At 34.2% G+C, this 26,192-nt stretch carries 28 protein-coding genes; 26 read left to right on the top strand and 2 right to left on the bottom strand.

Annotation, left to right across the window (positions count from 1 at the left end):
• Positions 1-28: 28 nt before the first annotated feature.
• Entirely contained in the window at positions 29-562 is a 534-nt protein-coding gene (locus tag EMTOL_RS16910; protein WP_015030533.1) for an NUDIX hydrolase, read from the bottom strand.
• A gap of 65 nt (positions 563-627) precedes the next feature.
• Here EMTOL_RS16910 and EMTOL_RS16905 point away from each other — a divergent pair, with 65 nt between their 5' ends.
• The 17 genes from EMTOL_RS16905 (at position 628) to EMTOL_RS16825 (ending at position 17,814) form a co-directional block, all read left to right on the top strand.
• Complete coding sequence (locus EMTOL_RS16905) at positions 628-1,506, top strand: DUF2911 domain-containing protein (protein WP_015030532.1); 879 nt, start codon at positions 628-630, stop codon at positions 1,504-1,506.
• 139 nt (positions 1,507-1,645) lie between these two features.
• A complete protein-coding gene (locus EMTOL_RS16900; protein ID WP_015030531.1) occupies positions 1,646-2,932 on the top strand; it encodes a type IX secretion system plug protein in 1,287 nt (428 codons plus the stop codon).
• Entirely contained in the window at positions 2,933-3,568 is a 636-nt protein-coding gene (locus tag EMTOL_RS16895) for an NAD-dependent epimerase/dehydratase family protein (protein ID WP_015030530.1), read from the top strand.
• Between the two features lie 18 nt (positions 3,569-3,586).
• Positions 3,587-3,988: a hypothetical protein gene (locus tag EMTOL_RS16890; RefSeq protein WP_305953260.1), complete on the top strand. Its 402-nt coding sequence runs from the start codon at positions 3,587-3,589 to the stop codon at positions 3,986-3,988.
• Between the two features lie 54 nt (positions 3,989-4,042).
• Entirely contained in the window at positions 4,043-4,657 is a 615-nt protein-coding gene (locus EMTOL_RS16885; RefSeq protein WP_015030528.1) for an IMPACT family protein, read from the top strand.
• Between the two features lie 10 nt (positions 4,658-4,667).
• Complete coding sequence (locus tag EMTOL_RS16880; RefSeq protein WP_015030527.1) at positions 4,668-4,949, top strand: GNAT family N-acetyltransferase; 282 nt, start codon at positions 4,668-4,670, stop codon at positions 4,947-4,949.
• A gap of 100 nt (positions 4,950-5,049) precedes the next feature.
• On the top strand, positions 5,050-6,030 hold the full coding sequence (locus EMTOL_RS16875; RefSeq protein ID WP_015030526.1) for a Kelch repeat-containing protein: 981 nt from the start codon (positions 5,050-5,052) through the stop codon (positions 6,028-6,030).
• A 92-nt stretch (positions 6,031-6,122) separates the two neighbouring features.
• Positions 6,123-6,719 (top strand): HPP family protein, encoded by a 597-nt coding sequence (locus EMTOL_RS16870; RefSeq protein WP_015030525.1) that lies wholly within the window; start codon positions 6,123-6,125, stop codon positions 6,717-6,719.
• 16 nt (positions 6,720-6,735) lie between these two features.
• Positions 6,736-7,701 (top strand): YitT family protein, encoded by a 966-nt coding sequence (locus EMTOL_RS16865; RefSeq protein WP_015030524.1) that lies wholly within the window; start codon positions 6,736-6,738, stop codon positions 7,699-7,701.
• A gap of 3 nt (positions 7,702-7,704) precedes the next feature.
• Positions 7,705-8,832, top strand: coding sequence for a lactonase family protein (locus EMTOL_RS16860; protein ID WP_015030523.1), 1,128 nt, complete (start codon positions 7,705-7,707; stop codon positions 8,830-8,832).
• A 113-nt stretch (positions 8,833-8,945) separates the two neighbouring features.
• A complete protein-coding gene (locus EMTOL_RS21930; RefSeq protein WP_015030522.1) occupies positions 8,946-9,401 on the top strand; it encodes a GNAT family N-acetyltransferase in 456 nt (151 codons plus the stop codon).
• Positions 9,367-10,152 (top strand): diadenylate cyclase CdaA, encoded by a 786-nt coding sequence (gene cdaA, locus EMTOL_RS16850; RefSeq protein ID WP_015030521.1) that lies wholly within the window; start codon positions 9,367-9,369, stop codon positions 10,150-10,152. The genes EMTOL_RS21930 and cdaA overlap by 35 nt, the downstream gene beginning before the upstream one ends.
• Before the next feature lie 53 nt (positions 10,153-10,205).
• Positions 10,206-11,243, top strand: a complete 1,038-nt coding sequence (locus EMTOL_RS16845; RefSeq protein ID WP_015030520.1) for an aminotransferase class V-fold PLP-dependent enzyme — start codon at positions 10,206-10,208, stop codon at positions 11,241-11,243.
• Positions 11,240-11,809: a MarC family protein gene (locus tag EMTOL_RS16840; protein ID WP_015030519.1), complete on the top strand. Its 570-nt coding sequence runs from the start codon at positions 11,240-11,242 to the stop codon at positions 11,807-11,809. The genes EMTOL_RS16845 and EMTOL_RS16840 overlap by 4 nt, the downstream gene beginning before the upstream one ends.
• Positions 11,810-12,110: 301 nt before the next feature.
• Positions 12,111-14,669 (top strand): zinc-dependent metalloprotease, encoded by a 2,559-nt coding sequence (locus EMTOL_RS16835; RefSeq protein ID WP_015030518.1) that lies wholly within the window; start codon positions 12,111-12,113, stop codon positions 14,667-14,669.
• Between the two features lie 147 nt (positions 14,670-14,816).
• Complete coding sequence (locus tag EMTOL_RS16830) at positions 14,817-16,163, top strand: DNA/RNA non-specific endonuclease (protein WP_015030517.1); 1,347 nt, start codon at positions 14,817-14,819, stop codon at positions 16,161-16,163.
• A 28-nt stretch (positions 16,164-16,191) separates the two neighbouring features.
• Positions 16,192-17,814 carry a CotH kinase family protein gene (locus tag EMTOL_RS16825; protein WP_015030516.1) on the top strand — a complete coding sequence of 541 codons (1,623 nt, stop codon included), beginning with the start codon at positions 16,192-16,194 and terminating at the stop codon, positions 17,812-17,814.
• A gap of 9 nt (positions 17,815-17,823) precedes the next feature.
• On the opposite strand, the gene EMTOL_RS16820 is transcribed toward EMTOL_RS16825, so the two are convergent.
• Positions 17,824-18,288, bottom strand: coding sequence for a GNAT family N-acetyltransferase (locus tag EMTOL_RS16820; protein WP_015030515.1), 465 nt, complete (start codon positions 18,286-18,288; stop codon positions 17,824-17,826).
• Between the two features lie 125 nt (positions 18,289-18,413).
• Between EMTOL_RS16820 and EMTOL_RS16815 the strand changes: the two genes are divergently transcribed.
• The 9 genes from EMTOL_RS16815 to EMTOL_RS16775 all read left to right on the top strand — a co-directional run bounded on the left by EMTOL_RS16815 (position 18,414) and on the right by EMTOL_RS16775 (position 26,192).
• Positions 18,414-19,088, top strand: a complete 675-nt coding sequence (locus tag EMTOL_RS16815; RefSeq protein WP_015030514.1) for a TatD family hydrolase — start codon at positions 18,414-18,416, stop codon at positions 19,086-19,088.
• A 42-nt stretch (positions 19,089-19,130) separates the two neighbouring features.
• Positions 19,131-19,916, top strand: a complete 786-nt coding sequence (locus EMTOL_RS16810; protein WP_015030513.1) for a tRNA threonylcarbamoyladenosine dehydratase — start codon at positions 19,131-19,133, stop codon at positions 19,914-19,916.
• A gap of 30 nt (positions 19,917-19,946) precedes the next feature.
• Positions 19,947-20,729 (top strand): type III pantothenate kinase, encoded by a 783-nt coding sequence (locus EMTOL_RS16805; RefSeq protein WP_015030512.1) that lies wholly within the window; start codon positions 19,947-19,949, stop codon positions 20,727-20,729.
• Positions 20,713-22,008 carry a BamG family beta-barrel-assembly machinery protein gene (bamG, locus tag EMTOL_RS16800; protein WP_015030511.1) on the top strand — a complete coding sequence of 432 codons (1,296 nt, stop codon included), beginning with the start codon at positions 20,713-20,715 and terminating at the stop codon, positions 22,006-22,008. Before EMTOL_RS16805 ends, bamG begins: the two co-directional genes overlap by 17 nt.
• A 77-nt stretch (positions 22,009-22,085) precedes the next feature.
• Positions 22,086-22,685: an LPS export ABC transporter periplasmic protein LptC gene (gene lptC, locus EMTOL_RS16795; protein WP_015030510.1), complete on the top strand. Its 600-nt coding sequence runs from the start codon at positions 22,086-22,088 to the stop codon at positions 22,683-22,685.
• 190 nt (positions 22,686-22,875) lie between these two features.
• Positions 22,876-24,534: a DNA repair protein RecN gene (gene recN / locus EMTOL_RS16790; protein ID WP_015030509.1), complete on the top strand. Its 1,659-nt coding sequence runs from the start codon at positions 22,876-22,878 to the stop codon at positions 24,532-24,534.
• Between the two features lie 90 nt (positions 24,535-24,624).
• Positions 24,625-25,014, top strand: coding sequence for a hypothetical protein (locus tag EMTOL_RS16785; protein ID WP_015030508.1), 390 nt, complete (start codon positions 24,625-24,627; stop codon positions 25,012-25,014).
• A gap of 60 nt (positions 25,015-25,074) precedes the next feature.
• On the top strand, positions 25,075-25,695 hold the full coding sequence (locus tag EMTOL_RS16780) for an SCO family protein (protein ID WP_015030507.1): 621 nt from the start codon (positions 25,075-25,077) through the stop codon (positions 25,693-25,695).
• Between the two features lie 8 nt (positions 25,696-25,703).
• Positions 25,704-26,192, top strand: coding sequence for a c-type cytochrome (locus EMTOL_RS16775; protein WP_015030506.1), 489 nt, complete (start codon positions 25,704-25,706; stop codon positions 26,190-26,192).

Below are 26,192 nucleotides of genomic sequence, written 5' to 3'. Positions count from 1 at the left end.
TGAGTTTGCTATGCTCATAGGGATTTTTTCATGAAATTTTCCTTGCCATTCTTAAAATCGATTCCGAATTATTATATTCAGCAATCTTTTCTAAAGAAACCCAAGCCAAATCATTCGACTCTTCCGTGACTACCAAAGTTTCTCTTTTATCAGCTTCCAATAAAAATCTAATATCATAATGATAATGTGCTGGAATTCCTTTTCGTTCTGGAATGAGGTGCACATCAACATCAAAAATTTCTTCACTTACAATCTTAAAGTTTTGTAAGCCTGTTTCTTCATTCGCCTCTTTCAAAGCTATACTAAGTACATCAGATTCACCATCGCAGTGCCCACCTGGCTGAAACCACTGGTTGAGTTTACGATGGTGCATCATCAAAACATTTTTGCGTTCGGCATCTACAATCCATGCTGAGCCTGTTACGTGCCCTACAAGCAATTCTCTTTTAAAACAATCTTCATTTTTCTTTACAAAATCAAGTGTTTCGTTTCTCATCGCTAATTCATTGGAATCAGTTGGTTGGTAATTTTCGAGTAATTCGATTATTTTTTTTCGGTGCATACTTGGAGTTTTATACGTAGATTTGCACGAATTTAGTTCATCAAAACAACAAAATCATATACACAATGAAAAAAATTGCACTATTAGCTTTAAGCTGCTTACTATCAAGCAGTCTAACTTTTGCTCAAATTACACCAGCTCCAAGTCCAGGTGCTTCAATTTCACAAGTAGTTGGAGTCAACAAAATTACTATTGAATATTCTCGTCCATCCCTAAAAGGACGTGAAATATTTGGGAAACTTATTCCATTTGATAAAGTTTATCGTACAGGTGCCAATGCCGCAACTAAAATTGAACTTACTGGAGACATCACAGTTCAAGGCCAACCCTTGAAAGCAGGAAAATATGCGATTATGTCTATTCCAACCCAAACAAATTGGACAATCATTTTTAGCAAAAAACTTGATGTTACTGAGCAAAACTACAATGCTGCTGATGATGTTTTGAGAGTTACGGCTCGTCCACAAGATATTTCTCCAGTTGAAACACTTACTTTTGATTTCTCAGATTTAAAAGATGATGGAGCAACGTTGAATTTCAGTTGGGAAAAGACCAAAGTTTCATTGAATATTGGCGTAGATAATGCTGCTTCAATTGAAAATGCAGTCAACCAGAAAAATACGGATGCCTCTAATACTTTCCAGCAAGCTGCCGATTATATGCTCCAAAAAGGCATGGATTTAACAAAAGCACTAAGTTTGATTGATAAATCTTTAGCATTGCGTGAGAATTTCCGTAATAATTGGATTAAGGCTCAAATTTTAGATAAACTGGGCAAATCATCTGATGCCCTAGGTTTTGCATTGAAAGCTCAATCTTTAGGTGCTGGTGATGGTTCTTACCAATTCTTTAAAGATGGTATTGAAAAAGGAATTAACGAAATTAAAGCGAAAATTCCTGCGGCACCTGCCTCAGTAACAACACCAAAGAAGAAGAAAAACTGATGCTTAGGTTTTCTCATTAACCGAATGTCTATTTCATTAATAAATTGGGGCATGACTTAATAGTTATGCCCCAATTTGTTTATTTAAGCCATCAATATTTTCAACAAAAATTTCGTTAGTTTTGAAAAAAAATGATTCCATGCGAAAAATTCTTTATTATTGTCTATTTCTGCTTTCTCAATCTACATTTGCTCAAGATAAAACCCTTCGATTTGAAGATTACATCTACGAACAAAACATTAAAACTGTATTATTATACCCGCTTGTGGGCGATGCTGGAGATGCCTCAAGAACGCTTAATCCACCGGTTATTGCATTAAACGATTCGAAAAACCTTTGGCTTGAATTCGATGATTTGAATGCTAATTTCGAACAATATCACGTTCGAATTCTGCATTGCACTTATGATTGGAAACAATCTGTGCTTTCAGAAATTGAATACATGCCCGAATATAACGACCTCGTTTTGAATAATTACCAAGTTTCAAGAGGCACGAAAATTCCTTATTATCACTATAAAATTGAAATTCCTAAAGTACTTCTATCGGGCAATTATTTATTGGTAGCGTGGAAAGGCCGAAGAAAAGATGATATAATTTTTAGCAAGAGATTTATAGTTTATGAAAGTCAAGTTGGAGCTTTTGGCACTATCCGACAAGCCCAAGCCCCATCAAAATACAAAACTCATCAACAAATAGACTTTGAAGTAAATTATGGAAATTATCGACTAATGTCACCTCGTGATGAATTAAAAATTATTGTTCGTCAAAACTTTAGATGGAATCGAACGGTTCGAAATCTAAAAGCATTCAGTGTAAATGAAAGTGCTTCAAAACTAGAATACCGTTTTTTTAATGACGAAAATGTATTTCCTGCAGGAAATGAATTCAGATTTTTTGATTCCAGAAGCACCAACTATAAAGGTCAATTTATAACGCAAATAAAGCGGGGTAAGGAAGATGAAATGTGGATTTACCCCCAAAATAATCGTAGCGAAACTGCTTACATTGAGTCGAATGATTTTGATGGAAGTTATGTTATTGATAATCGAGAAGGTAATGAGGCGTCGGTTGATGCCGACTATATCTACGTAACATTTGGACTAAAAACCCATGAATTAGAAAATAACAACGATAAGGTGTATGTAAATGGAAGTTTTAATGATTGGCGATTAGACAAAAATAACCTCATGAACTACGATAACAATTTTGGCGGCTATGCAACTTCTATATTATTAAAACAAGGTGTTTATAATTATGATTTTGTCATTCAAAAAGCTGATAACTCAATTGATGAGAGTTATTTTGAAGGAAATTTTGGAGAAACACAAAATATCTATGAGATTTTCATATACCACAAACCCGTAACAGCTCGGGCAGAAAAACTTGTAGGTTATAATACAATTGAGTTTAACAAAAGAAGATAAATGAAAACAGCATTAGTAGTTGGTGCAACTGGGCTCATAGGTAAACACCTAACAATCAAATTATTAAATAGTGGTTTATATAGTACTGTAAAAGTTATTATTCGAAAAACACTTCAAATAAATCATCCAAAATTAGAAGAAATTATATTTGATTTTGATAACTTCGATAATTCAAAAATAAAAGCTGATGATATTTTCTGCTGTTTAGGTACAACCATGAAACAAGCAGGTTCAAAAGCTAATTTTTATAAAGTTGATTTTACTTATCCTTTAGAAACAGCTAAAGCAGGTCTTACAAATGGTGCTCAACAATTTTTAATTGTAACCGCAATGAGTTCAAATAGTAATTCATTATTTTATTATAATCGAGTAAAAGGTGATATTGAGCAAGCAATTGAACAACTAGGCTTTCCAACTTTTCAAATTTTCCGCCCATCTATGTTGGCAGGAGAACGTGAAAAAGCCAGATTTGGTGAAAAAATTGGCAAAGTAGTTATGGACTTTTTCGCTTTTATCATACCCGATAAATATAAAGTTATTGAAGGAGAAAAAGTGGCTCAGGCTATGCTTGCATTTGCACAAAAAGGATTTACAGGCAAACTCATTCACGAATCAGATAAATTTCAAAACCTATAAAACCCAATACCTATTATTATGAAAAACTTATTTTTATGCTCATTTCTAATGTTATCACTCGTGCATTTGACTTTTGCACAAACGAAGCCTAGTACAACTTCTGCCAAATTTACATTTAAAACATATCCTGAAGATGAAAATGGCACTCCTCACTCAGATATTTTCATATCTTTTGGAAAAAAAATCGCCAAAATTGATAAAGTTGCAGGAAATGCCGATATAACCGACCCAAGTTTATATGCAGAAAACAAAATCCCTAAAAATGCCTTAGCCGCTTGTGGTTCTTGGTGGGCTGGTGCTGGTGATTACTATTATGTTATTCAGGAAAAAAATAAATTAGTTATTTTTAAAGGATGGCAAGCAGAAGAACAAACTGACCGTGGTTATCATTGGAAAAGATATAAGTCGATTCAATTATAAAAAATTATATCAATCAATTACTGATGCATTCTATCGAATTGCAGCCTTTATTACATGCTTTTTGAAGATACTTATAAAACCATAAAATCTCCCGTAGAGGGATTATTTAAAGATAGAGGAAGTAAATTTTTAGCTTTTGCTTATCCGATTGAACACGAAAATGAGGTGAAGCCAATTATTGAAAATTTGCGAAAAGAACACTTCAAAGCTGTTCATCATTGTTATGCATTTAGGCTAGGTCTCGAACGCACGAATTTTAGAGTAAATGATGATGGAGAACCATCTGGAACTGCGGGAAAACCCATTTTAAACACCTTACTATCTCACAATGTTACTAATATTTTAGTGGTTGTAGTTAGATACTTTGGTGGAACCCTTTTGGGCGTACCAGGTCTCATTAATGCTTACAAAACAGCCACTGCCGAAGCACTTGCTTTGGCAGAAATTATTGAAAAAACAGTAAATGATGTTTATATTGTGAGTTTTGAGTTCATTCAGATGAATGATGTGATGAAGGTTGTGAAGGAATTTAGTCTAAAAATAAGGAATCAAACCTACGATAATCAATGTACAATGGAACTCGAGTTTCGTAAGACATTGACTAATCAAGTTGTTGGTAAATTAGAAAAAATTGATAATATTTCAATTGAATATTTATTTACGGTTTAAATAATTTTTTATGGAAATCCTACAAAAAGATAACGGAGAAAATGGTGTATTTTATATTGAAGTAGAAGGAGAACTTGCGGCAGAAATGACCTATGTTTGGCGTGGTAACCATGATAGAATTTTAATAGATCACACTGAGGTTAAAGAGATACTAAAAGGAAAAGGGGCTGGTAAACAACTGGTTGCAAAGGCTGTGAACTTTGCCCGTGAGAAAAAAATAAAAATTGTACCGATTTGCCCATTTGCGAAAGGTGTTTTCGAAAAAGTACCTGAATTTCAAGATGTTTTATAAAAAAAGGAAAACATTATAATTCAATTATATAGAACTATAAATTAGCTCAAATAATTTTTTTAAATTGCTAGATAATTCTAATACTCTAAGTAATTTAACAATGATTTCAAAATTATTAAAACCTTCTCTCTTAATTTCCCTCTTTTCTTGCAATGCATTTATTTTATCAGCCCAAACTTGGGAAAAAGTTTCACCTGTAAATAATTGCACCAATCGCCATGAAAATACGCTTACCGCTGTTGGTGATAAAATAGTTTTATTTGGCGGAAGAGGTATCAAACCAACCGAAATTTATAATACTAAAACACAAACATGGGAAACTACCCCTCCAACTCCAATAGAAATACATCATTTACAAGCAGTTACTTTTCAAAATGAAGTTTATGCAATAATGGCATTAACGGGCCAGTACCCTCACGAATCTCCAATTCCGAATATTTATATATACAATCCAAGCAAAAAAGAGTGGCGAGTTGGCCCAGAAATTCCTAAAGAACGTCTAAGAGGCTCGGCAGGATGTGTTGTATATAAGAATAAAATTTATTTAGTTAATGGTATTACGGATGGTCATTGGGATGGTCATGTGGCATGGTTTGATGAATATGACCCAAAAACAAATCAGTGGAAAAAAATGGCTGACGCCCCTCATGTTCGTGACCACGTGAGTGTGGCAATCATTAATGATAAACTCTACGTGGCAGGAGGGCGACGCTCAACTGCACGCATCAATCAAGTATTAAATCTTACAGAACCAGCGATTGATGTTTATGATTTCAAAACCAATAAATGGTCAACTTTACCAAGCGAACTGAATCTGCCAACTCAAAGAGCAGGAAATTCATCAGTTTCATTAGGAGATAAACTTTTGGTTATTGGTGGCGAAAGTGCCGCTCAAGTACCTTCACATAATGAAGTGGAAGCGTTCGATACTAAAAAAATGCAATGGGTTCCTTTTCCGCATCTTAATCAAGGCAGACATGGAACTGGAGCCGCAGTGATTAATGGAAAAGTATATTCTATTGCAGGCTCGGCTAATAGAGGCGGTGGCCCAGAATTGAACACTATTGAAGTACTAAAATAGAGGAACAGACGTTTTAAATATAGATATTTAATTTTTCTGATTTTCAGGGAATATTAATTCCACACAACTCAACTACATACAATAAAACAATAATGGTAAAAAACAGGCTTAAACGTGGTTTCAGAATGACAAAGTATGTCGTTTATCGTGAAACATTAGTCGATACCAAAGAACATATTTACTCATTTGTCGGCTCTTTTATTGGTATCGCTATCATCGCATTTATTCAAAGTAGAACTTTATCAGAGATAGATTCTATCTTCTTGATTGGTTCATTTGGAGCATCAAGTGTATTAATTTTTGGTGCAATTCAAAGTCCACTTGCACAGCCAAGAAATTTGGTTTTGGGTCATGTTTTGTCAGCAACAATTGGAGTAACAGTTTATAAAATAATGCCAAATATCCTTTGGATAAATGCCCCCTTAGCTGTTTCGCTATCAATTGTAGTTATGCAAATAACCAAAACCCTACATCCTCCGGGCGGAGCTGCGGCACTAATTGCTATTATAGGTACAGATAAAGTTAAAAATTTGGGTTTTTGGTATGTGCTATCACCCGTTTTGGTAGGCACGCTAATTCTATTGACTGTTGCTTTGATTTTCAACAATTTAACCCCCAATAGAAAATACCCAACAGACAAACGCTATACGAATTTCTTGCGTAAACGTAAAGCTGATTTAAAAACATAAAATCAAAAAATTGCTTATGAATTCACTTTGGAAAAAAATTATCACACAAACTATTCTCAACAAACGAAAAACAAACGAAAAATTTTCTGATTATAAACTTGCAAAAGGTTACAGAGAATTAAAGATTTTAATTACACGCTACTTCAAAGATTTTATACTCATTACTGCGGGCATTTTCTCTGCTTCTTTTGGGTTTAAAGGCTTCTTACTAACTAATCATTTTATAGATGGTGGTGCAACAGGCATTTCACTATTAATTTCTGCGATTACTAAAATTCCACTACCACTACTACTTGTTTGTATCAATATTCCCTTCATTTTTTTAGGTTATAAAACGGTAGGTAAGGTATTTGCCATCAAAACCGCTTTAGCCATTTCTGGCTTGGCATTATGCGTAGCCACTGTTCACTTTCCCGATGTAACTCAAGATAATCTTTTAGTATCAATTTTTGGTGGTTTTTTCCTCGGAGCAGGCATCGGTTTATCGGTAAGAGGTGGGGCTGTAATTGATGGAACTGAAGTTTTAGCCATTTATCTAAGTAGAAAATTTGGAACAACGCTTGGAGATATTATTATCATCATTAACATTTTAATTTTTTCAGCCGCTGCCTATTTCTTATCGGTTGAAATTGCACTTTACTCAATGATTACCTATTTATCTGCCTCAAAAACACTTGATTTTATAGTAGAAGGCATTGATGAATATACAGGCGTAACTATTATCTCATCACATAGTGAGGAAATTAGACAAATGATTATTAATGTAATGGGACGTGGTGTAACGGTATATAGTGGAAAAAAAGGGTTTGGAAAAAGTGGAGAAACGCAGAATGTCGATATCATATACACTGTAATAACTCGTTTGGAAGTAAATAAATTAAATACTGAAATTCAAAAAATCGAGTCAAATGCCTTTGTGGTTATGAATAGTATCAAAGATACCAAAGGTGGAATGATAAAAAAACGGTCTCTTTCTCATTAAATAATGAAGCAAATAAAATTAATTATACTCTTACTTTTGTGCATTAATCAAACTTTTGCCCAAAAGAAAACGCTGATGTTTATTGGTTCATATACCGATGGAAAACCTAACAATGGAATCTACGTTTATGAACTCAATAAAAAAAATGGTGAAATAAGGTTATTGAGTCACGAAGAAAACTTGGTTAATCCTTCCTTTTTGAATGTTTCGCCAGATGGTAAATACCTATATTCATGTACAGAAACTAAGTTGCCTCAACATGGAAATATCAGTGCATTTGCTATCAATGCCTCTAATGGTAGTTTAAAACTAATCAACAAGCAATCGGCAAATGGTGAAAACCCTGTTTATGTGAGCATTCATCAATCTCAGAAATTTGTTATTTCAGCCAATTATGGGGAAGGAAATGTAACGGTTCTCCCTATCAACACCGATGGTAGTTTAAATCAATTTGTACAAAGTTTTCCGTTCAATGGTTCGAGTATTAATAAAGAACGCCAAGAAAAACCTCATATTCACTCTGGGATTCTTTCGCCGAATCATGATTATTTATTCTTACCAGATTTAGGAACAGACCAAATAAGGGTTTTTCAATTTGATTTTAACAAAAATAAACCCTTAATTCCAAGAGAAGAACTTACAGTAAAAGTATCCGCGGGAGCAGGACCACGTCATCTAGCATTTCATCCCAATAAAAAGTTTGCTTATTTAATTGAAGAAATGGGTGGAAATATAGTAGTCTACCAATATCAAAATGGTAAACTTACTGAGCTTCAAAGAACGATGGCCAATCAAAAAAAAGCGGATATTTATAGTAGTGCTGATATTCATCCTTCGCCCGATGGCAAATTTCTTTATGTGAGCAACCGAGTGGAAAATACCATTGCTATTTTTAAAATCAAAAAAAATGGACAAATTGAGTTAATTGGACATGAATCTACCTATGGTGAAACACCAAGAAATTTTAATATAGACCCCACTGGAAATTTTGTCATTGTGGCGAACCAAAGTTCTGATAATATTGTGGTTTTTAGGAGAAATCAACAAACCGGTCTTTTGAAAAAGCTTAGTGATAATACGAAGATTTTACATCCTTCATGTATTCAATTTAAGGAATATCCAACAAATTAGCCTCAGATGCCTTAAACATACCACAAAAAAGTATTTATTTTGCACTAAAATGATTTCTCTGAAAAACTGACAATTCATTTTATCATATTATTCATTCATCAAGCCAAGATAAAATGGACATTTTTTTCAGAAAAGCTACTCAAAAAGATGCTGATTTGACTTTCGAAATAGAGCAAGATGCGTATAAAGAATATAGCGAAGAGTTGTATTCAACAGAAATAGAATCTCATCGTAAATATTTTGATTCCGCATTTATCCAAATGGTTGAGTATAAAAATCAAACAATTGGTTATCTGGAAGTAGAAGAAAAAAATCATTCATTCGAAATTATAAATATTCAAATTCAAAAAGACTTTCAAAATCTTGGTCTTGGTAGTAGAATACTCAAAAAAGTTATTGAAGAAGGAGAACAAAAGTCGAAAGGAATTGAATTACAAGTATTAAAAAACAATCCAAAAGCCAAACGCTTTTACGAAAACTCAGGATTTCAGGTATATTTTGAAACCGAGTTTGAATACAAAATGAAATTCTCTCATGCAAATCGGATTCTTAGAAATAAAGTGGACTGATATTTTAGATATTACACTTGTAGCATTCTTATTATATTATATATACAAACTAGTTAGAGGAAGTGTAGCGAGTAGAGTTTTTACGGGCTATTTACTTATTTACTTATTCTATCTAATCGTTAAAGCTATTGGTTTAGAGTTACTTACTCGAATTTTAGAATATTTCATGGGCGTTGGAGCGATTGCCTTAATCGTATTATTCCAACAAGAAATACGCAGATTTTTACTCCTGATTGGCAAATCAACTACCCTTACGAATAATCAGATTTTTGCTAATATAATGGGCACTGAAGTTCCTTTAGATGATAGTTTCCCATTAAAAACCATCGTAGATTCTGCCAAAACTATGTCGAGCGAATTCACTGGTGGTATTATTGTAATTCAAAAAGAAGACGATTTATCAAAATTTACTGAATCAGGAGATTCTATTGATGCTGTATTATCCAAAAAACTTATTTTATCGTTATTTAGCCAATACAGTTTATTGAATGATGGTGCTATCATCATCAATAACAATAGGATTATGGCTGCTCACTGCATTTTGCCTATTGCCAACAACGACGACTTACCCTCAAACTATGGTTTCCGACATCGTGCGGCACTTGGAATTTCAGAAGCTACCGATGCTGCTGCCATTTGTATTTCGGAAGAAAATGGGAAAATTTCTCTTGCCATTGATGGAAATATAAAGATTGTGACTGCTGCCGAACTTGAAAGAGATTTAAAAACTTATTTCTTCAATAAAAACTAAAAGCAAGAATAGAAAGGAAATGGCTTTTTAATTTCCTTATTAAATACAAATTCATGATAACATTTTATCCTGGGCCATCGAAAGTGTATCCACAGATTGCCACTTACCTTCAAGAAGCCGTAACATCGGGAATTTTGAGTCAAAATCACCGAAGTGCTCCTTTTATGGAAATGTTAGAAAAATGTATATCAGAATTCAAGTTTAAATTAAATATCCCCGAAGATTATGAAGTTTTTTTTACTTCTTCGGCAACCGAATGTTGGGAAATTATAAGCCAATCATTTACAATCAATCATAGCCATCATATTTACAACGGTGCTTTCGGACAAAAATGGCATGAATATGCCTCACGAATTGTCAAACAAACCACCAAACAAAGCTTTGATTTCCAATCCTTAGCAGCTAATAATTTCATTCCCCGGGATGCTGACGTAATATGCATCACTCAAAATGAGACATCAAATGCTACGCAAATCTCAAATGAGTTTTTGAAAAGTTTAAAAGCAGAAGCAGTCATTGCCGTTGACGTAACTTCTTCACTAGGTGGAATAGAACTTGAATGGCAAAACGGTGATATTTGGTTAGCTTCTGTACAAAAATGCTTGGGACTTCCCGCAGGCATGGGTTTAATAATTTGTTCCCCAAAAGCAATCAAACGAGCCAAAGAAATCGGCGACAAAAAATATTACAACAGTCTATTATTTATTCGTGAAAACTTTAAAAAACTACAAACACATTATACACCTAATATCTTAGGCATATTTCTTTTGCATAGAGTAATGCAACAAGTGAATAATACCTCACTTGTGAACCAACAAATTCAAGCCAGAGCCCAAGATTTTTATAATTTTATTGAGGAAGAAACCAAGCTTAAGCTTTTAGTTAAAAATGATTCCGTGCGTTCTTCCACAGTCATCGCCATAGAGGGCTCAAATAGTGAAATTTCTTCTATCAAGGAAAAAGCTAAAGAAAATAATATAATTTTGGGTAATGGATATGGTCAATGGAAAGACACAACATTCAGAATCGCAAACTTTCCTGCCATTGAGAATTGGGAATTTGATAAACTAAAAGCCTTACTACGCCAATGAACTTCGTTTTTAAAGAAATCATCTCAGTTTCAATCATCTTATTTTCAGTAATTGATATTTTAGGAGCTATTCCTATTATCATTGATTTACGGAAAAAAGCGGGTGGCATTCATGCCGAACAAGCCACTTTAGTTGCTGGAGGTCTCATGATAACTTATTTATACTTAGGTATAAGTATCTTGAGTTTATTCGGTGTGGATGTAAAATCTTTTGCGATTGCGGGTGCATTAATTTTATTTCTCATTGGTTTCGAGATGATTTTAGGTAGGAGTATTTTTAAACATGAAACAACCAACAGTAAAGCCACCTCAATAGTGCCTTTAGCTTTCCCGATAATTGCTGGGGCAGGAACAATGACAACCATTATTTCACTGAAAGCGGCCTATCAGGAGGAGAATATTGTAGTTGGTATCTTATTAAACTTAGTAGTGGTATATATCGTTTTACGAACTTCTCAACAACTTGAAAAAATTCTTGGGCCAACTGGAGCAGATATTTTACGAAAAGTATTCGGAATGATATTAATTGCGATTTCCATAAAATTAATAAAAACCAATTTGCTTTAATTGGTTTACCTAAATAAAAACCGCCGCCTTTATGATATAAAAGGCGGCGGTTTTTATATTTAATAGTTTTGTATTTCTTCTTTCTTAATTCGAGGGTTACATCAAGCATGAAAAAAAATAAAAATATTTTCAAATCTAATTCTAACAAAATTTCCGGGTTTTGGTTTATAAAATGGTGTAAACTTCGATAAAAAATGACAATTTGTCTTTTTCTCTTATCCGTTCATCATAAGTTTATACTTGATTGATTCATTTTTCCTTAGTTTTACGCATAATATTCTTCAACTACAAAAACAAATCTATGAAATTATTAAAGTTTACTTTTTTAAGTTCTTTAGCTTTGAGTATTGCTTTAGGAGCTAATGCTCAGAAAAAAGACGAAAAAAAATCAGAAGAGACCAAACCTTCAACCCCGGCTCCTGCAGCACCAGCGAAACCTGCCGAAATGCCCAAGGCAGGGCCAAAGTCTTACAAAGAAGTAATTACCGACAAAGCCAAGACTAGCAAAGGCTTAATGACGGTACATAAAGTTGATGATAAATATTTCTTCGAAATTGCGGATACCCTCATGGGTCGCGACATCATGACCGTTACTCGTTACTCAAAAACAGCAGCAGGTGGTGGCATTTTTGGTGGCGAAGAAGTTAATCGTCAAGTTGTTAGATGGGAAAAAGGACCAGAAAACAAACTTTTCTTGCGTTCAATCTCATTAATTATTGCCAGCCCTGATAGCACAAAACCGATTTTCAAATCAGTTCTTAATTCAAGTGCAGACCCAATTATTGGTGTATTTGATATTAAGGCATTGAGAAAAGATACTTCATCGGTAATTGAAGTAACTGACTTTTTCAAGGGTGATAACCAAGTCTTTTCTCTTGACCCAGTTAATAAGCAATTATTAAAAATTGCGGCAATCCAACCAGACCGTTCGTTTATCCAACATATTCGTTCATATCCAATCAATACTGAAATTCGTACTACCAAGACTTTCAGCGTAGTTCCACCAAGTGTTTCGTTGGCTCCAATTCCACAAATTGGTAATTATTTACCAGCATCGCGTGATGCCGGTGTAGTTACGATGGAGTTTAATACTTCGATGATAATTCTGCCAAAAACACCTATGCGTAAGCGTTATTTCGACCCGCGTGTAGGATATTTTGCGAATCAATATTCTACTTTTGGTGAAGAATCTCAACAATCAGACAAAGAAGTTTTTACTGTAAGATGGAGACTTGAACCAAAAAATCAAGAAGATGCTGAACGCCAAAAACGTGGAGAATTAATTGAACCTAAAAAACCAATTATCTATTACATTGACCCCGCAACCCCTAAAAAATGGCAAAAATACTTAAAAGCTGGTGTAGATGATTGGCAAGTAGCTTTTGAGAAAGCTGGTTGGAAAAATGCTATTCGTGGTGAATATTTGAGCGAAAAAGATAGCTTGAGTTTAGAAGATGCTCGTTTTTCGGTAATTAGATATTTTGCTGCTGATATTCAAAATGCTTATGGGCCAAACGTACATGACCCAAGAAGTGGTGAAATTTTAGAAAGCCATATCGGTTGGTATCATAATGTTATGCGTTTATTGCGTAACTGGTATTTAATTCAAACGGCTGCTTCAGACCCACGTTCAAGAAAGAAAACATTTGATGATGAATTGATGGGTCAATTAATTCGATTTGTATCTTCACACGAAGTAGGCCACACTATTGGTTTACGCCACAATATGGGTGCAAGTTCTGCCACTCCAGTTGAAAAACTACGTGATAAAGATTGGGTAGCCAAAAATGGTCATACTTCTTCAATCATGGACTATGCTCGTTTTAACTACGTAGCACAACCTGAAGATGGTGTAACTGATTTCTTCCCAAGAATTGGTGACTATGATATTTGGGCTATTCAATGGGCTTATAAATTCTTTGCCGATGCCAAAAGTGCTACTGAAGAAAAATCTATCCTAAACCAACTAACGAAAGAAGCTATCAAAGACCCACGTAAGCGTTTTGGCACAGAAATTAGTCCATTTGACCCTCGTTATCAAACTGAAGATTTAAGTGATAACGCCATGAAGGCTTCTGATTATGGTATCAAAAACTTACAAAGAATTTTACCGAATCTTCCAGAATGGAGCAAAGAAAATGGTGAAACTTATAAAGAATTGGCTGAACTGTATGCAAACGTAGTCGGACAGTATCGTCGCTATATCGGCCACGTAACTAAAAACGTGGGTGGTATTTATGATACGCCTAAAACTTATGATATGGAAGGCTCGGTATATGAGGTTGTTCCAAGAGCTACTCAAAAAGATGCCGTTTCTTTCTTAAACAGACAAGTGTTTGAAACGCCAACATGGTTATTAGACAGAAATATTTTAAATAAAATTAATCCTGAAACAGGCGTTGAGGCAATCAAATCAATTCAGGAAGCTACTTTAAATAATTTATTGGCAGGTGATCGTGCTGTAAGATTAATGGAAACTGGCTCATCAAGCTCAGCTAATTACAATTTAGATGAATTAATGACTGATTTACGCTCAAGCATCTGGTCAGAACTGAAATCTAAAAAAGCTATCGACATTTATCGTCGTAACTTACAAAAAGTATTTGTTGAGAAGGTTGCTTCATTACTTAACCCTGGCATGACAACTACTTCATATATTCCACAAGGTGCGTCCTATGGTTTTGAAAGTAGAATGGTTGACCTCAAGAAAACTGATTTGCCTTCAATTGCAAGAGCACATTTGGAAATGTTAAAAAGCGACATTAAATTAGCTTTACCACTTACTACTGATAAGATGAGTAAGTATCATTTACAAGACGTTTTACAAAGAATTGAAAATGCATTGAATCCAAATAAATAAACAAACACAGTTTTTATGAAAAATAAACAGCGGGACCAGTGGTCTCGCTGTTTTTGTTATTTACTCACTAATTAAGAGCTATTTTTCGTTTTCTATTCGCTAATAAAATTTAGTACATTTACAATCTTAAATACAATTCTCAACTACATGTCTCATAAAATTAAATTTTCTTCTTATTTATTAGTTCTATCAATTTTTGTTAGCTCCTGTATCTCAACCATTACTCCAAAAGGAACAAGCTATATCAATGGTTTCCCCGAAGGATTAGAAAATGCTTCAAAAAGTAGCTATACAGCAGGAAATGTTGAATTATCAGGAGGCGTATGGTATTTTGAAGATGCTTTGATTGGTACTACTGCTAATGACACAAAAAACGAATCGAAAGCCATTAGAATCAGAGAAACTGGATTTGTACGAATGAACTATGATATTTATGGTGTAAAAGATATTAATATTTCATACGGTGCTTATAATGGAGATGGTGATTCTGAATGGGAATTATACTTATCAAAAAATAGTGGCAGTTCTTGGAATAAATTGGGAAGTACCCAAAAAACTACTGGGAATAAACTTTCTACAACCGCTTTTAACATCAATGAATCAGGTAAAATTAGAATTGAAATTCGTAAAATTTCTGGTGGTGCCAATCGCTTGAATATTGATGATTTAGTTATTACCTCTAATGGAGAAAAACAAACAAATTCTACCACACCTACTCGCGATGATAATTTAGCGATGGGAAATCCGAGCAATGCTGATTCTAAAGATGACAATAACTATTTGATGATAAAAAAAGGCTATACTCTATCATATAATCGAAGTAAAGGCACCGCCAATTGGGTAAGTTGGCACTTAAGCACCGCTTGGAAAGGAAACACCGAACGAACAAATAATTTTAGAGCCGATAATGAGCTTCCAAGTAGTTGGTACCGAGTACAAACCGGAGATTATACAAATTCAGGTTTCGACAGAGGCCATCTTTGTCCATCTGATGACCGCGATGGCAGCTATGAAGATAATGACGAAACTTTTTTAATGACCAACATTGCTCCACAAGCTCCAAGCAGTAATAGAGGCTTATGGGCTGATTTAGAAGACTATTGCCGAAAAATTGCTTCAGCAGGAAATGAACTTTACATCGTTGCTGGTGTGTATGGCAAAGGTGGAACTGGTAGCAATGGAGGCAAAACCAGCACACTTGAAAATGGCAAAGTCGTCGTACCCGAATCTTTTTGGAAAGTAATTTTAATATTACCAGTGGGCAGTAATGACCTCACCAGAGTAGATACCCAAACACGTGTAATTGCAGTAAATATTCCAAATAAAGAAAGTGTTGGTGGCACAAAATGGGGAGAATATAGATTGAGTATTGACGATTTAGAATCTATTACGGGTTTCGATTTTCTCTCTAATGTGCCTAGTGCTATTCAAAAATCTTTAGAATCAAGAAAAGATATAGGCCCTACACTTAGAGTAGAAACACTTAGGTATTAATCCAGCACAAAAAATACCCATTAAACTTATGAAAAAACTATTATTATTATGCTTTACATTAGCAATTTTTAATAGTAAAGCACAATTTCTTACAACTTCAACCTTACCAATTATTGTTATAAATACCAATGGATTTCAGATAACAGATGAACCAAAAATAAAAACTGATTTCAAAATTTATTTCAATGGTTTTGGTAAAACGAATAGTGTCAATGACAAACCTCATTATGATGGATTTGCAGGAATTGAATATCGGGGTTCCTCATCACAGACATTTCCCAAAAAAGGATTAGGAATAGAGCTTTGGAATGATAAATCAGAATCTATCGAATTTCCATTTTTAGGAATGCCTAAAGAATCTGATTGGATTTTATTCGCTTCATATAACGAAAAAAGCTTCATGCACAATGTACTCACCATGCGGGTTGCTCGTGCAATGGGTTTATATGCTTCACGAACAGAGTATGTAGAAGTAGTGATAAATAATGTCTATATGGGCGTTTATGTATTCATGGAGAAAATAAAGCGTTCGGAAGGGCGTGTAGATATTGCCAAATTAAAAGAAACAGATATTTCTGGCGATGATATTACTGGCGGTTATATTTTCAAAGCTGATAAAACTACTGGTTCTACACTCGGAAGTTGGCGATCTAAATTCCCTAACTATAATGCACCGAATAATTTTACTACTTTTTTATACGAATACCCCAAAACTATTACTGCTGAACAAAGAGCTTATTTAAGAAACTACGTTGATAAAGCAGAAACGGCCTTACAAGCAGATAACTATCGAGATAAAACCGATGGATATAGAAAATACATTGATACACGCTCATTTATTCAATTATTTTTATTGAACGAAGTTTCCAAAAACGTAGATGGCTACCGAATAAGTACTTTTTTCTACAAGGATAAAGATAGCAAAGGAGGTAAAATAAAAGCTGGTCCACCGTGGGACTACGATATTACCTACGGAAATGCTAATTACTGTGAAGGAGATTCTCCCTACGGTTTTTCATATAGATTCAACTACGTATGTCCAACCGATTTTTGGCAAGTACCATTTTGGTGGGAAAGAATGTTAGGTGATTCTGCCTTTGTCAAAGAACTCGGACAAGAATATGGTTTTCATCGAAAATACGGTGCTTTACGTGATTCTTACCTAAAACAACAAATTGATTCTTTGGCTTCTGCATTACAGGAACCCATCAAAAGAAACTTCCAGAAATGGCCTATTTTAGGTACATATGTTTGGCCTCAACCTTCTCCATACGCTGGAAGTTGGGAACAAGAGGTTATAGAACTACAAAATTTCTTGACACAAAGGCTCCAATGGCTTGATAATAATATCAAAACTGATTTTGCTATTACCGACAGTGAACCTGCATTAACTGAAATGAATATTAGAGCATTTCCTAATCCATTTTTAGAACGGATAAATATTAATATTCAATCACAATACGCCGAAAAAGCATCTATCAAACTAATAGATATGCTTGGGAATATCATTTTTGAAGGCAACGAATTCTTAAAAATCGGTGATAATGAATTTCATATTGAATTGCCTGAAAATGATATAGTAAGCGGAGAAAAGATTTTAATAATCGAATCAAATAATAAACGAATAAGCAAGAAATTGGTACATCAATAAATCTTTAATTTATTGATGACGCTTCTCTACCGGCCTTATCATATAGGTATGAGGAATTCCATCTTCAATGTAATCGTTTCCAGTGAGCTCAAAGCCTAAAGATTGATAAAATTTTATTAAATAGCTTTGAGCTCCTATCTTAATTGCCTCATTACCAAATAATTCAATAGTTTTTTCAATCGAATTTTTCATGAGAAACTTGCCAATTCCAGAACCACGTGCATGGGCCGACGTAACAACTCTGCCAATAGAAGTATATCCTTCATAATAAACATTTTTATCAAAAAGACGGGTGTAAGCTGCTAATTTATTGTTTTCATCTCTAATCATTAAATGCCATGCTAATTGGTCTTTCCCATCAGCATCAACAAACGGGCAGTTTTGTTCAACAATAAATATTTCTTGGCGAAGTACCATTATCTCATACAATTCATCCAAACTCAATTCATAAAAAGGAATACACTTTATATTCATGCTAAAATCTGTTTATTATGAAGATTCTTAAAAACCATAAATTATATTTGTAGCTACGGTTTTGTCTTTCGAATGATAAATTCTCTATTCAATGACAAATTCTAAACTCAAATAAAATTAGCTTTATGCTCATAAATATACATACGCATCAAACTGATAAACAAGCCAACGAGCAAATTATTTATAACCTTATCATTCCTGCCTCTGAAGAAGAGTTAGAGGTTTTTCCGAGTGACGAAACCCCTAATACTTGGTTATCCACTGGAATTCACCCTTGGTATATCAATGAAAGCAATCATAAATCGCAAATTGAAAAACTTCGACAATTAGCTAACTATAAAGACATTAAGCTAATTGGAGAGTGTGGATTGGATAGATTAAAAGGTTGTCCATTACCCTTACAGGAAGAAATATTTATCAAACAGATTAGAGTTGCAGAAGATGTAAAAAAGCCACTTATTATTCATTGTGTAAAATGTTTCAATGAGCTTGTTTCAATTAAAAAAATTGTTAGGCCCAAAGTACCTATGATTATTCATGGTTTCAACAATAATTTCCATATCGCTCAAGCAGTTCTTGAAAGAGGATTTTACCTTTCTTTGGGTTCAGCTATTCTAAATGATAATTCGAATGCTGCTCACTTATTGCCCAATATTCCTATTGAAAAATTATTTTTAGAAACTGATGATAAAGATGTTTCTATTCAAGAAATCTATGAAAAGGCATCTTTTATTCTAAAAATGCCATTAGATAAGCTCGAAGATGCTATTTTTGCAAATTATTCGGAAATATGCCAATAATAACGCACCACTGTTTGAAAAATAACCAAAACTTAAAATTAAATGCCCGCTTGGCTATCACGTTCAGAATTATTAGTTGGTAAAGAAGGAATCGACCAACTTCAAAATGCCCATGTATTAGTTGTAGGATTAGGAGGAGTGGGTTCATTTGCCGCAGAATTTATTTGTCGCTCAGGTGTGGGTGAGATGACTATCGTTGATGGTGATGTTGTTGACCCAACTAACCGCAATCGTCAGTTACCTGCTTTGGCAACCAATCATGGCGAATCAAAAGCAGAAATTATGGCCGAACGCTTGTTGGCTATCAATCCTGAATTAAAATTACATGTTGTAAAAGAATTTCTAACGCCTGATAAATGTAAAGAAATCCTTGAAACAAAATATTCTTATGTCATGGATTGTATTGATAGTGTTACACCGAAACTTACCCTACTTTCTACCGCTTATGCAAGTGGACAAAGAATTGTAAGTTCGATGGGTGCCGGAGGGAAATTAGACCCTACAAAGTTAAGAGTCACCGATTTGTTTGACACTTATGAATGTTTATTTGCTCATTATGTTAGAAAACGCGGCAAAAAAATGGGTATCGAAAAAGGAATCAAAGCTGTTTTTTCGATTGAACCCGTGATGAAAGAATCGCTAATTTTAACAGATGGCTCTAATTTCAAACGCTCTGCCTATGGAACGATTTCTTATTTACCAGCGGCTTTTGGTGGTGTTTGTGCCTCGGTTGTAATAAGAGATTTATTAGGATACCCAGTGGAAATGACCAAACGTCCTTCAAATATTCGTAGAAAAACAGCTTTAAGGAGTAAAACAAAGGAATAATTGAATTTATTCGATGCAAACCAAAATAAAATGAATGCAGTCGTTGACATCGGTAATACAACCGCTAAGGCAGGATTTTTTAAAGATAATAATCTAATCGAAATAAAAAGAGGGTTGACTTTAGAGGAGATTGAAGCACTTATTTTATTAAATAATGTTAAAAATGTACTCATTTCATCTGTTACTAAATCTCAGCAAGAATTAGAACTTATCTTTGATAAAGTTTCAGTGAATAAACTTTATTTGACTACTGAAACGCCAATACCGATTGCTAAACATTATGATACACCTCAAACATTGGGTTCAGATAGATTAGCAGCAGCCGTTGGAGCTAATTTTCTTTTTCCAAAACAAGATGTGCTAATAATTGATATGGGTACGGCCATCAAATATGATTATGTATCGGCATTAGGAGCATTTGAAGGTGGCATAATTTCTCCGGGGATGCGAATACGATTTAAGGCACTTCATACGTTTACAAAAAGACTACCCTTCGTTGAAGCAAGAGAAATTCCTGAATTAGTTGGTAAAAACACCAAAGCTTGTATCGAAAGTGGTGTCATCAATGGAATCATTGCTGAGGTGAACGGAATGATTGAAAAGTACTCAGAAAAAGGGATTAGAAAAGTGATATTATGTGGTGGTGATGCAAGTTTCTTTGAAAGTCAAATAAAAAAGCCGACCTTTGCACTTGATTTTGGAATTGACATAAAAAACAAAAACTCAGAACCCCAATTTTCGATTGAGCATATCTCAAATTTGACCTTAATAGGTTTGAACAGAATTTTACAATACAATGTTGAAAAAAATTAACCTAACTGCTTACCTGATTATCAGTTTATTAGGCATCAACCAAACATTCGCACAAAAAGAGTCTCGCCTTTATGGTAATTCACCGTATTCGGCCCTAGGTATTGGCGATATTTATTCAGGCAGTGCAATTGCTAATGAAGCAATGGGTGGAACAGGTCTTAGTTTTAGTAATGGTATTATCATTAATACAATAAATCCAGCCTTATTGGCTAAAAACCGCTACGTAGCGTTTAATACTGGCTTGAGAGGTCAGTATAAAACTTTATCGAATGGTACTCTTTCACAGACAGATTTTGGTATGAATCTTAGCCACATTACCTTGGCTTTTCCTGTAAAAACAAAGTGGACTACTGCGATTAGTCTTCAGCCATATTCTGGGGTTGAACACGAGGCTAGAATTACGCAAACCATTACTGGAAGTGACCAAACTGTTAGCCAAACTTACAAAGGCTTAGGTGGTCTTTCAAAAGCTGCTTGGTCTAACGGATTTTTAGTAGGTAAAAAACTATACTTAGGCGTAGAAACTGGCTTTTATTTTGGTAGTTTCCGTAGAGATACAACTACAAAACTCTTAGTAGCTGCTGATGATGTATTTTTGAGATATTCAGACCGTATGTCGGTTGGTGGATTTGCTCTAAAAACAGGTTTTGCTTTCCAACAGAAATTGACAGACAAATGGAATCTTAATGTTGGAGGAACTTATGAGCTACAAAGCAAATTAAATGGTGATCGAATTCGTACATTCTCTACACTTTATGATTCGGGTAATGGCCCAGCACTCATAAAAAAAGTTGATACTCTTGGCATTTCAACTGGAGGAATGACACTTCCTTCAAGATATGCACTAGGAATCAGTCTTGAAAGCCCTTATAAATGGGTATTTTCTGCTGAATATAGCCGTCAAGATTGGACAAAGTATTTAACATTTGATGGAAGAACCGATAAAAACCTAACAAAAAGTGAAAGAATTGCTTTTGGTGTAGAATACTTACCAAAATATACTTCTACCAAATATTTCAATCAAGTTTTCTATCGTGCTGGTTTCCAACAAATCAAAACGCCTTATTTGGTTAATGGAACACAGATTACTGATAATAGTTTCTCGCTTGGTCTCTCAACCCCATTGGCGTACAGAAGTGTAAGCTATATCGACTTAGCTTTAGCGGTAGGCAATAGAGGGGTAAGTGGTGCTGGTTTGGTTAAAGAAAATTACATTAAAATATCATTAGGCTTCTCTTTAATGGATACTCGTTGGTTCTTGAAACCTAAAATAGATTAATTGCTAATAGGTATTCTAAACGTGGCACGCCTGTTTTTCAAGCGTGCCACGTTTGATTTTAAAATAAATTTAGTTGAATGATGAATGGTCGTTTGAAAAACATACAACATTTTATTGTAAGCCTAATACTTTTATTATTTACCTTCATGGCTATTTCTTGTGAAGAAAAAAAGAAAAAAAGTATCAGAGTACAATACAATGGTCCGTTGATGTCAACTGACAATTTAGTAGTTGCATTCAGCGATTCTGGGTATACTAAAGTAAAATTAACCACTGCACGCCAACTCAAATTCCAAAATGAAGATGAAGTTTATCCAAAAGCAGTTTATGTAACATTTTACGACCGTACAGGAGTAGAATATTCTTCACTCAGAGGAGATTCTGGCCGATTTGAAAGACAATCGGGCATTTACAAAGTAATGGGTAATGTATTTTTCTTTAATAGAGTTCAACAACAGAGCCTTTCAACTGATTTGCTGATATGGTCGCCGGTGCAAAAGAAAGTATATACGGATAAGAAATTTACAATTAAAACTCCTAAAGAAGAACTTCATGGCATTGGGATGGAAGCTGACCAAGATTTCACGCATTATACCATGCGAAAAACCAAAGGAACATTCTCAGTAGATTCATTAGCAGCCCAAACTGATACTGCCGTAGATACAACTAGTTATTAGACAAGCGTGCAACAAAAATGCACTTCGCATTGTTAAAATTTCAAGGAGAAAGATTTTACAAAAAAATCATTCTTATTTATACTTCGATTCATAAAAATCAATCTAAATTTGTCACACTTAAAAATAGGTTTTTATTTTTCATAACAGAAAGTGCGTTAAAGCCTAATCATGCATATAAAGCCAGATTTTCATGCTTTCACATTTATTGATTAAAAACTATGCTCTTATTGAACATCTTGAATTCAATCCAGATGCTCACTTTAATATAATTACAGGCGAAACTGGTGCCGGTAAATCAATTATGCTTGGTGCTATTGGTTTATTATTGGGCAATAGAGCCGATACAAAAACACTATATAACGACTCAGAAAAATGTATCATTGAAGGCACTTTTGATATGGAAGGCTTCTATATAAAAAACATTTTCGAGGAAGAAGAACTTGATTTTGAAAGTTCTTGCATCGTTCGTCGTGAAATCGCTCCAAGTGGTAAATCAAGGGCTTTTATCAACGACACCCCAGTAACGCTCGAAACACTTCGAAAGATTTCATCTCAATTGATGGATATCCATTCTCAGCATGATTCAATCTTGCTAGGTTCGAATGAATATCAATTACAAATTGTAGATACATATGCCCAATGCCATGATAAATTGGTTGAGTATCAAGAAAAGTACCGAACCTACAAAAAACTGCAAGATGCTTACCAACAATTGCAGGTAGAAGCTGACCAAAATAAAAAAGAATTTGATTTCAATAATTTTCAATTAGAAGAGTTACTAAAAGCTAAACTCGACCCCAACGAGCAAGAGCAATTAGAGCAAGAACTCAATATTTTAGAGCATGCAGAAGAAGTAAAACTTCGCTTGAAAACTGCTTTCGAATATTTGAATAATTCTGAACAATCAATACTATCTAACCTTCAAGCTACGGTAAGCACACTTAACCCAATTTCAAGCTATTCTCCTGACTATCAGCAATATAAAGATAGAATCCAGAGTTGTTTGGTTGAATTAAAGGATGTTTCAAGAGATATTGAATCAGAGGAAGAAGGGATTGAATTAGATAGTGAGAAAATTTCAGGAATTCAAGATAGACTAAATCTCCTCTACAAACTTCAACAAAAACATGCAGTAAAATCTAATGGTGAATTATTAGAGATTCAAGCGATTTTAGAAGAAAAAGTAAGCAAAGTACTGAATCTCAGTGAAAATCTTGCCGCTGCCAAAGAACGTGTAGAAAAAGCCTACGAAGTAGCCATTAAAGCTGCTGAAAATCTTTCAAAAGCTCGTCAAAAAGTGCTCGTTGAAATTGAAAAACGTGTAGTTGGTTTATTGATTGAATTAGGTATGCCTAATTCAACTCTCAAAATTCAGCATCAAACCATCAAACTAAATAATGAGGGAATTGACCAAATAAACTTTTTATTTAGTGCCAACAAAGGAATTACTCCTCGCCAATTAAAAGATGTAGCTTCGGGTGGCGAGTTTTCACGTTTAATGTTAGCAATCAAATACGTTTTGGGTGATAAGCGTTCACTCCCAACCATTATCTTTGATGAAATTGACACAGGTATTTCTGGCGAAGTGGCTATAAAAGTTGGAAAAATGATGCGAGAAATGGCACAAAGTATTCAAGTAATTGCTATTACGCACTTACACCAAATTGCTGGTAGAGGTTCATCTCATTTCTATGTTTATAAAGATAATTCTTCAAGCAAAACGGTTAGCCGCATGAAACAATTGAGTCAAGATGAACGTATTATTGAAATTGCCAAAATGATTGGCGGCGAACACCCATCAGAAAGTGCCATTCACAGTGCGATAGAAATGTTAGGAATTAATCCGTAATCTGATTATCACTCTATCATATTTTAAATTAACAAATACTCACTAAGTAGGAAATTAAACAAAATTCCTGCACTAAATACATCAATACACATGAAAAACATATTAATTGCTTTACTCGTTATATTTTCATTGGCATGTTCAAACAAAGCAGCCGAAGAGGCCGCTAAATTAAAGGAAGAAACATTCAAATTACACGATGAAATCATGCCAATTAGCATGAATTTAGAAGATTTGAAAGCCAATGTTATGAAAAAAGCAGAAGCAGATACAAACCTTAAAGCGAAAGCCTTGGATATTTCATCGGCACTGGATAAAGCTTATAATGATATGGAAGTATGGATGCCTAAATTAGGAGAAGCTGCCGAAATGAAAGATGGAGAAGAAAAAGTAAAGGCTTTAACTGATTTGAAAATTGAAGGCGAAAAAATCAAGCAATCAACAAACGATGCTAAAAAACAAGCTGAAGAATTTTTGAAATAATTTTAGATTAAATCCAAAAACTTGTAGAGTTTCAACTACTCTACAAGTTTTAATCATATCATGAAAAACTTATTTTTAAGCACAATTTTTATCTTTAGTATTATCACGCTTTTTTCTTGTGATAATTCTTCTCGTAAACTTCCAATTTTAGGCGAACGTGAATTCATCAATGGTGATTCTGTTTATCATACCATTCCAGATTTTTCATTCGTAAATCAAGATAGTGCCGTCATCACAAACAAGAACTACGAAGGCAAAATTTACGTCACCGATTTTTTCTTTACTACTTGCCCTACCATTTGTCCAGTTATGAAAAAACAAATGCTTAGGGTTTATGAAAAATATAAAACTAACCCCAAAGTGGGCATTCTTTCACACAGCATTGACCCACGTCATGATTCAGTGCAGGTATTACGTGAATTTGCAAAAAGATTAGGCATTAGTGGAAATATGTGGAATTTCGTCACTGGAGAAAAATCAAAAATTTACGAAATCGGGGAAAAATCTTATTATGTCACTGCAGGGGAAGATTCTACTGCTGCGGGTGGAATCATTCATAGTGGAGCATTTATTTTGGTTGACACTAAACGTCGTGTACGTGGCGTTTACGATGGTACTAAAGAAACTGATGTGACAAAACTGTTAAAAGACATGGATGTTTTACTAAATGAAGAAAAATAAATTTTCGTATGAAATACGCCATTAGAGATAGAAGTTTCGATAAATATGAAGATTTTTTCAAATCAGTGCTATTGCTCTTGAGAAGTCTACGTACATACTTTTCAAAAATATTCGTTGCTATCATAGCAAGTATAACTTTTTCGGCATGTCAATCGGAAGAAAAAATTAAGTTTGAACAATATTACATTGGCGGGAAAGAATTATACGAACAAAACTGTGCAAACTGCCACCAAAAAGATGGTACAGGTTTCAAAGAGCTATACCCTCCTATCGTTGGTAGTGAATATTTAAAAGATAAATCTCAAGTGATTAGTATTATTAAAAATGGACTTTCAGGCGAAATTGTTGTGAAGGGTAAAAAGTATAATCAACCAATGCCAGCGAATCATTCATTGACTAATCTTGATATTGCCGAAATCACGACATATATTTATGCTGAATGGCAAGGAGAGAAAAAAATAACTGACGTAAAAGAAGTTGAAAATACGCTAAAATAA

The organism is Emticicia oligotrophica DSM 17448 (assembly GCF_000263195.1).
Taxonomy (GTDB): Bacteria; Bacteroidota; Bacteroidia; order Cytophagales; family Spirosomataceae; genus Emticicia; species Emticicia oligotrophica.
This window is presented reverse-complemented; position numbering and strand designations above follow the sequence as displayed.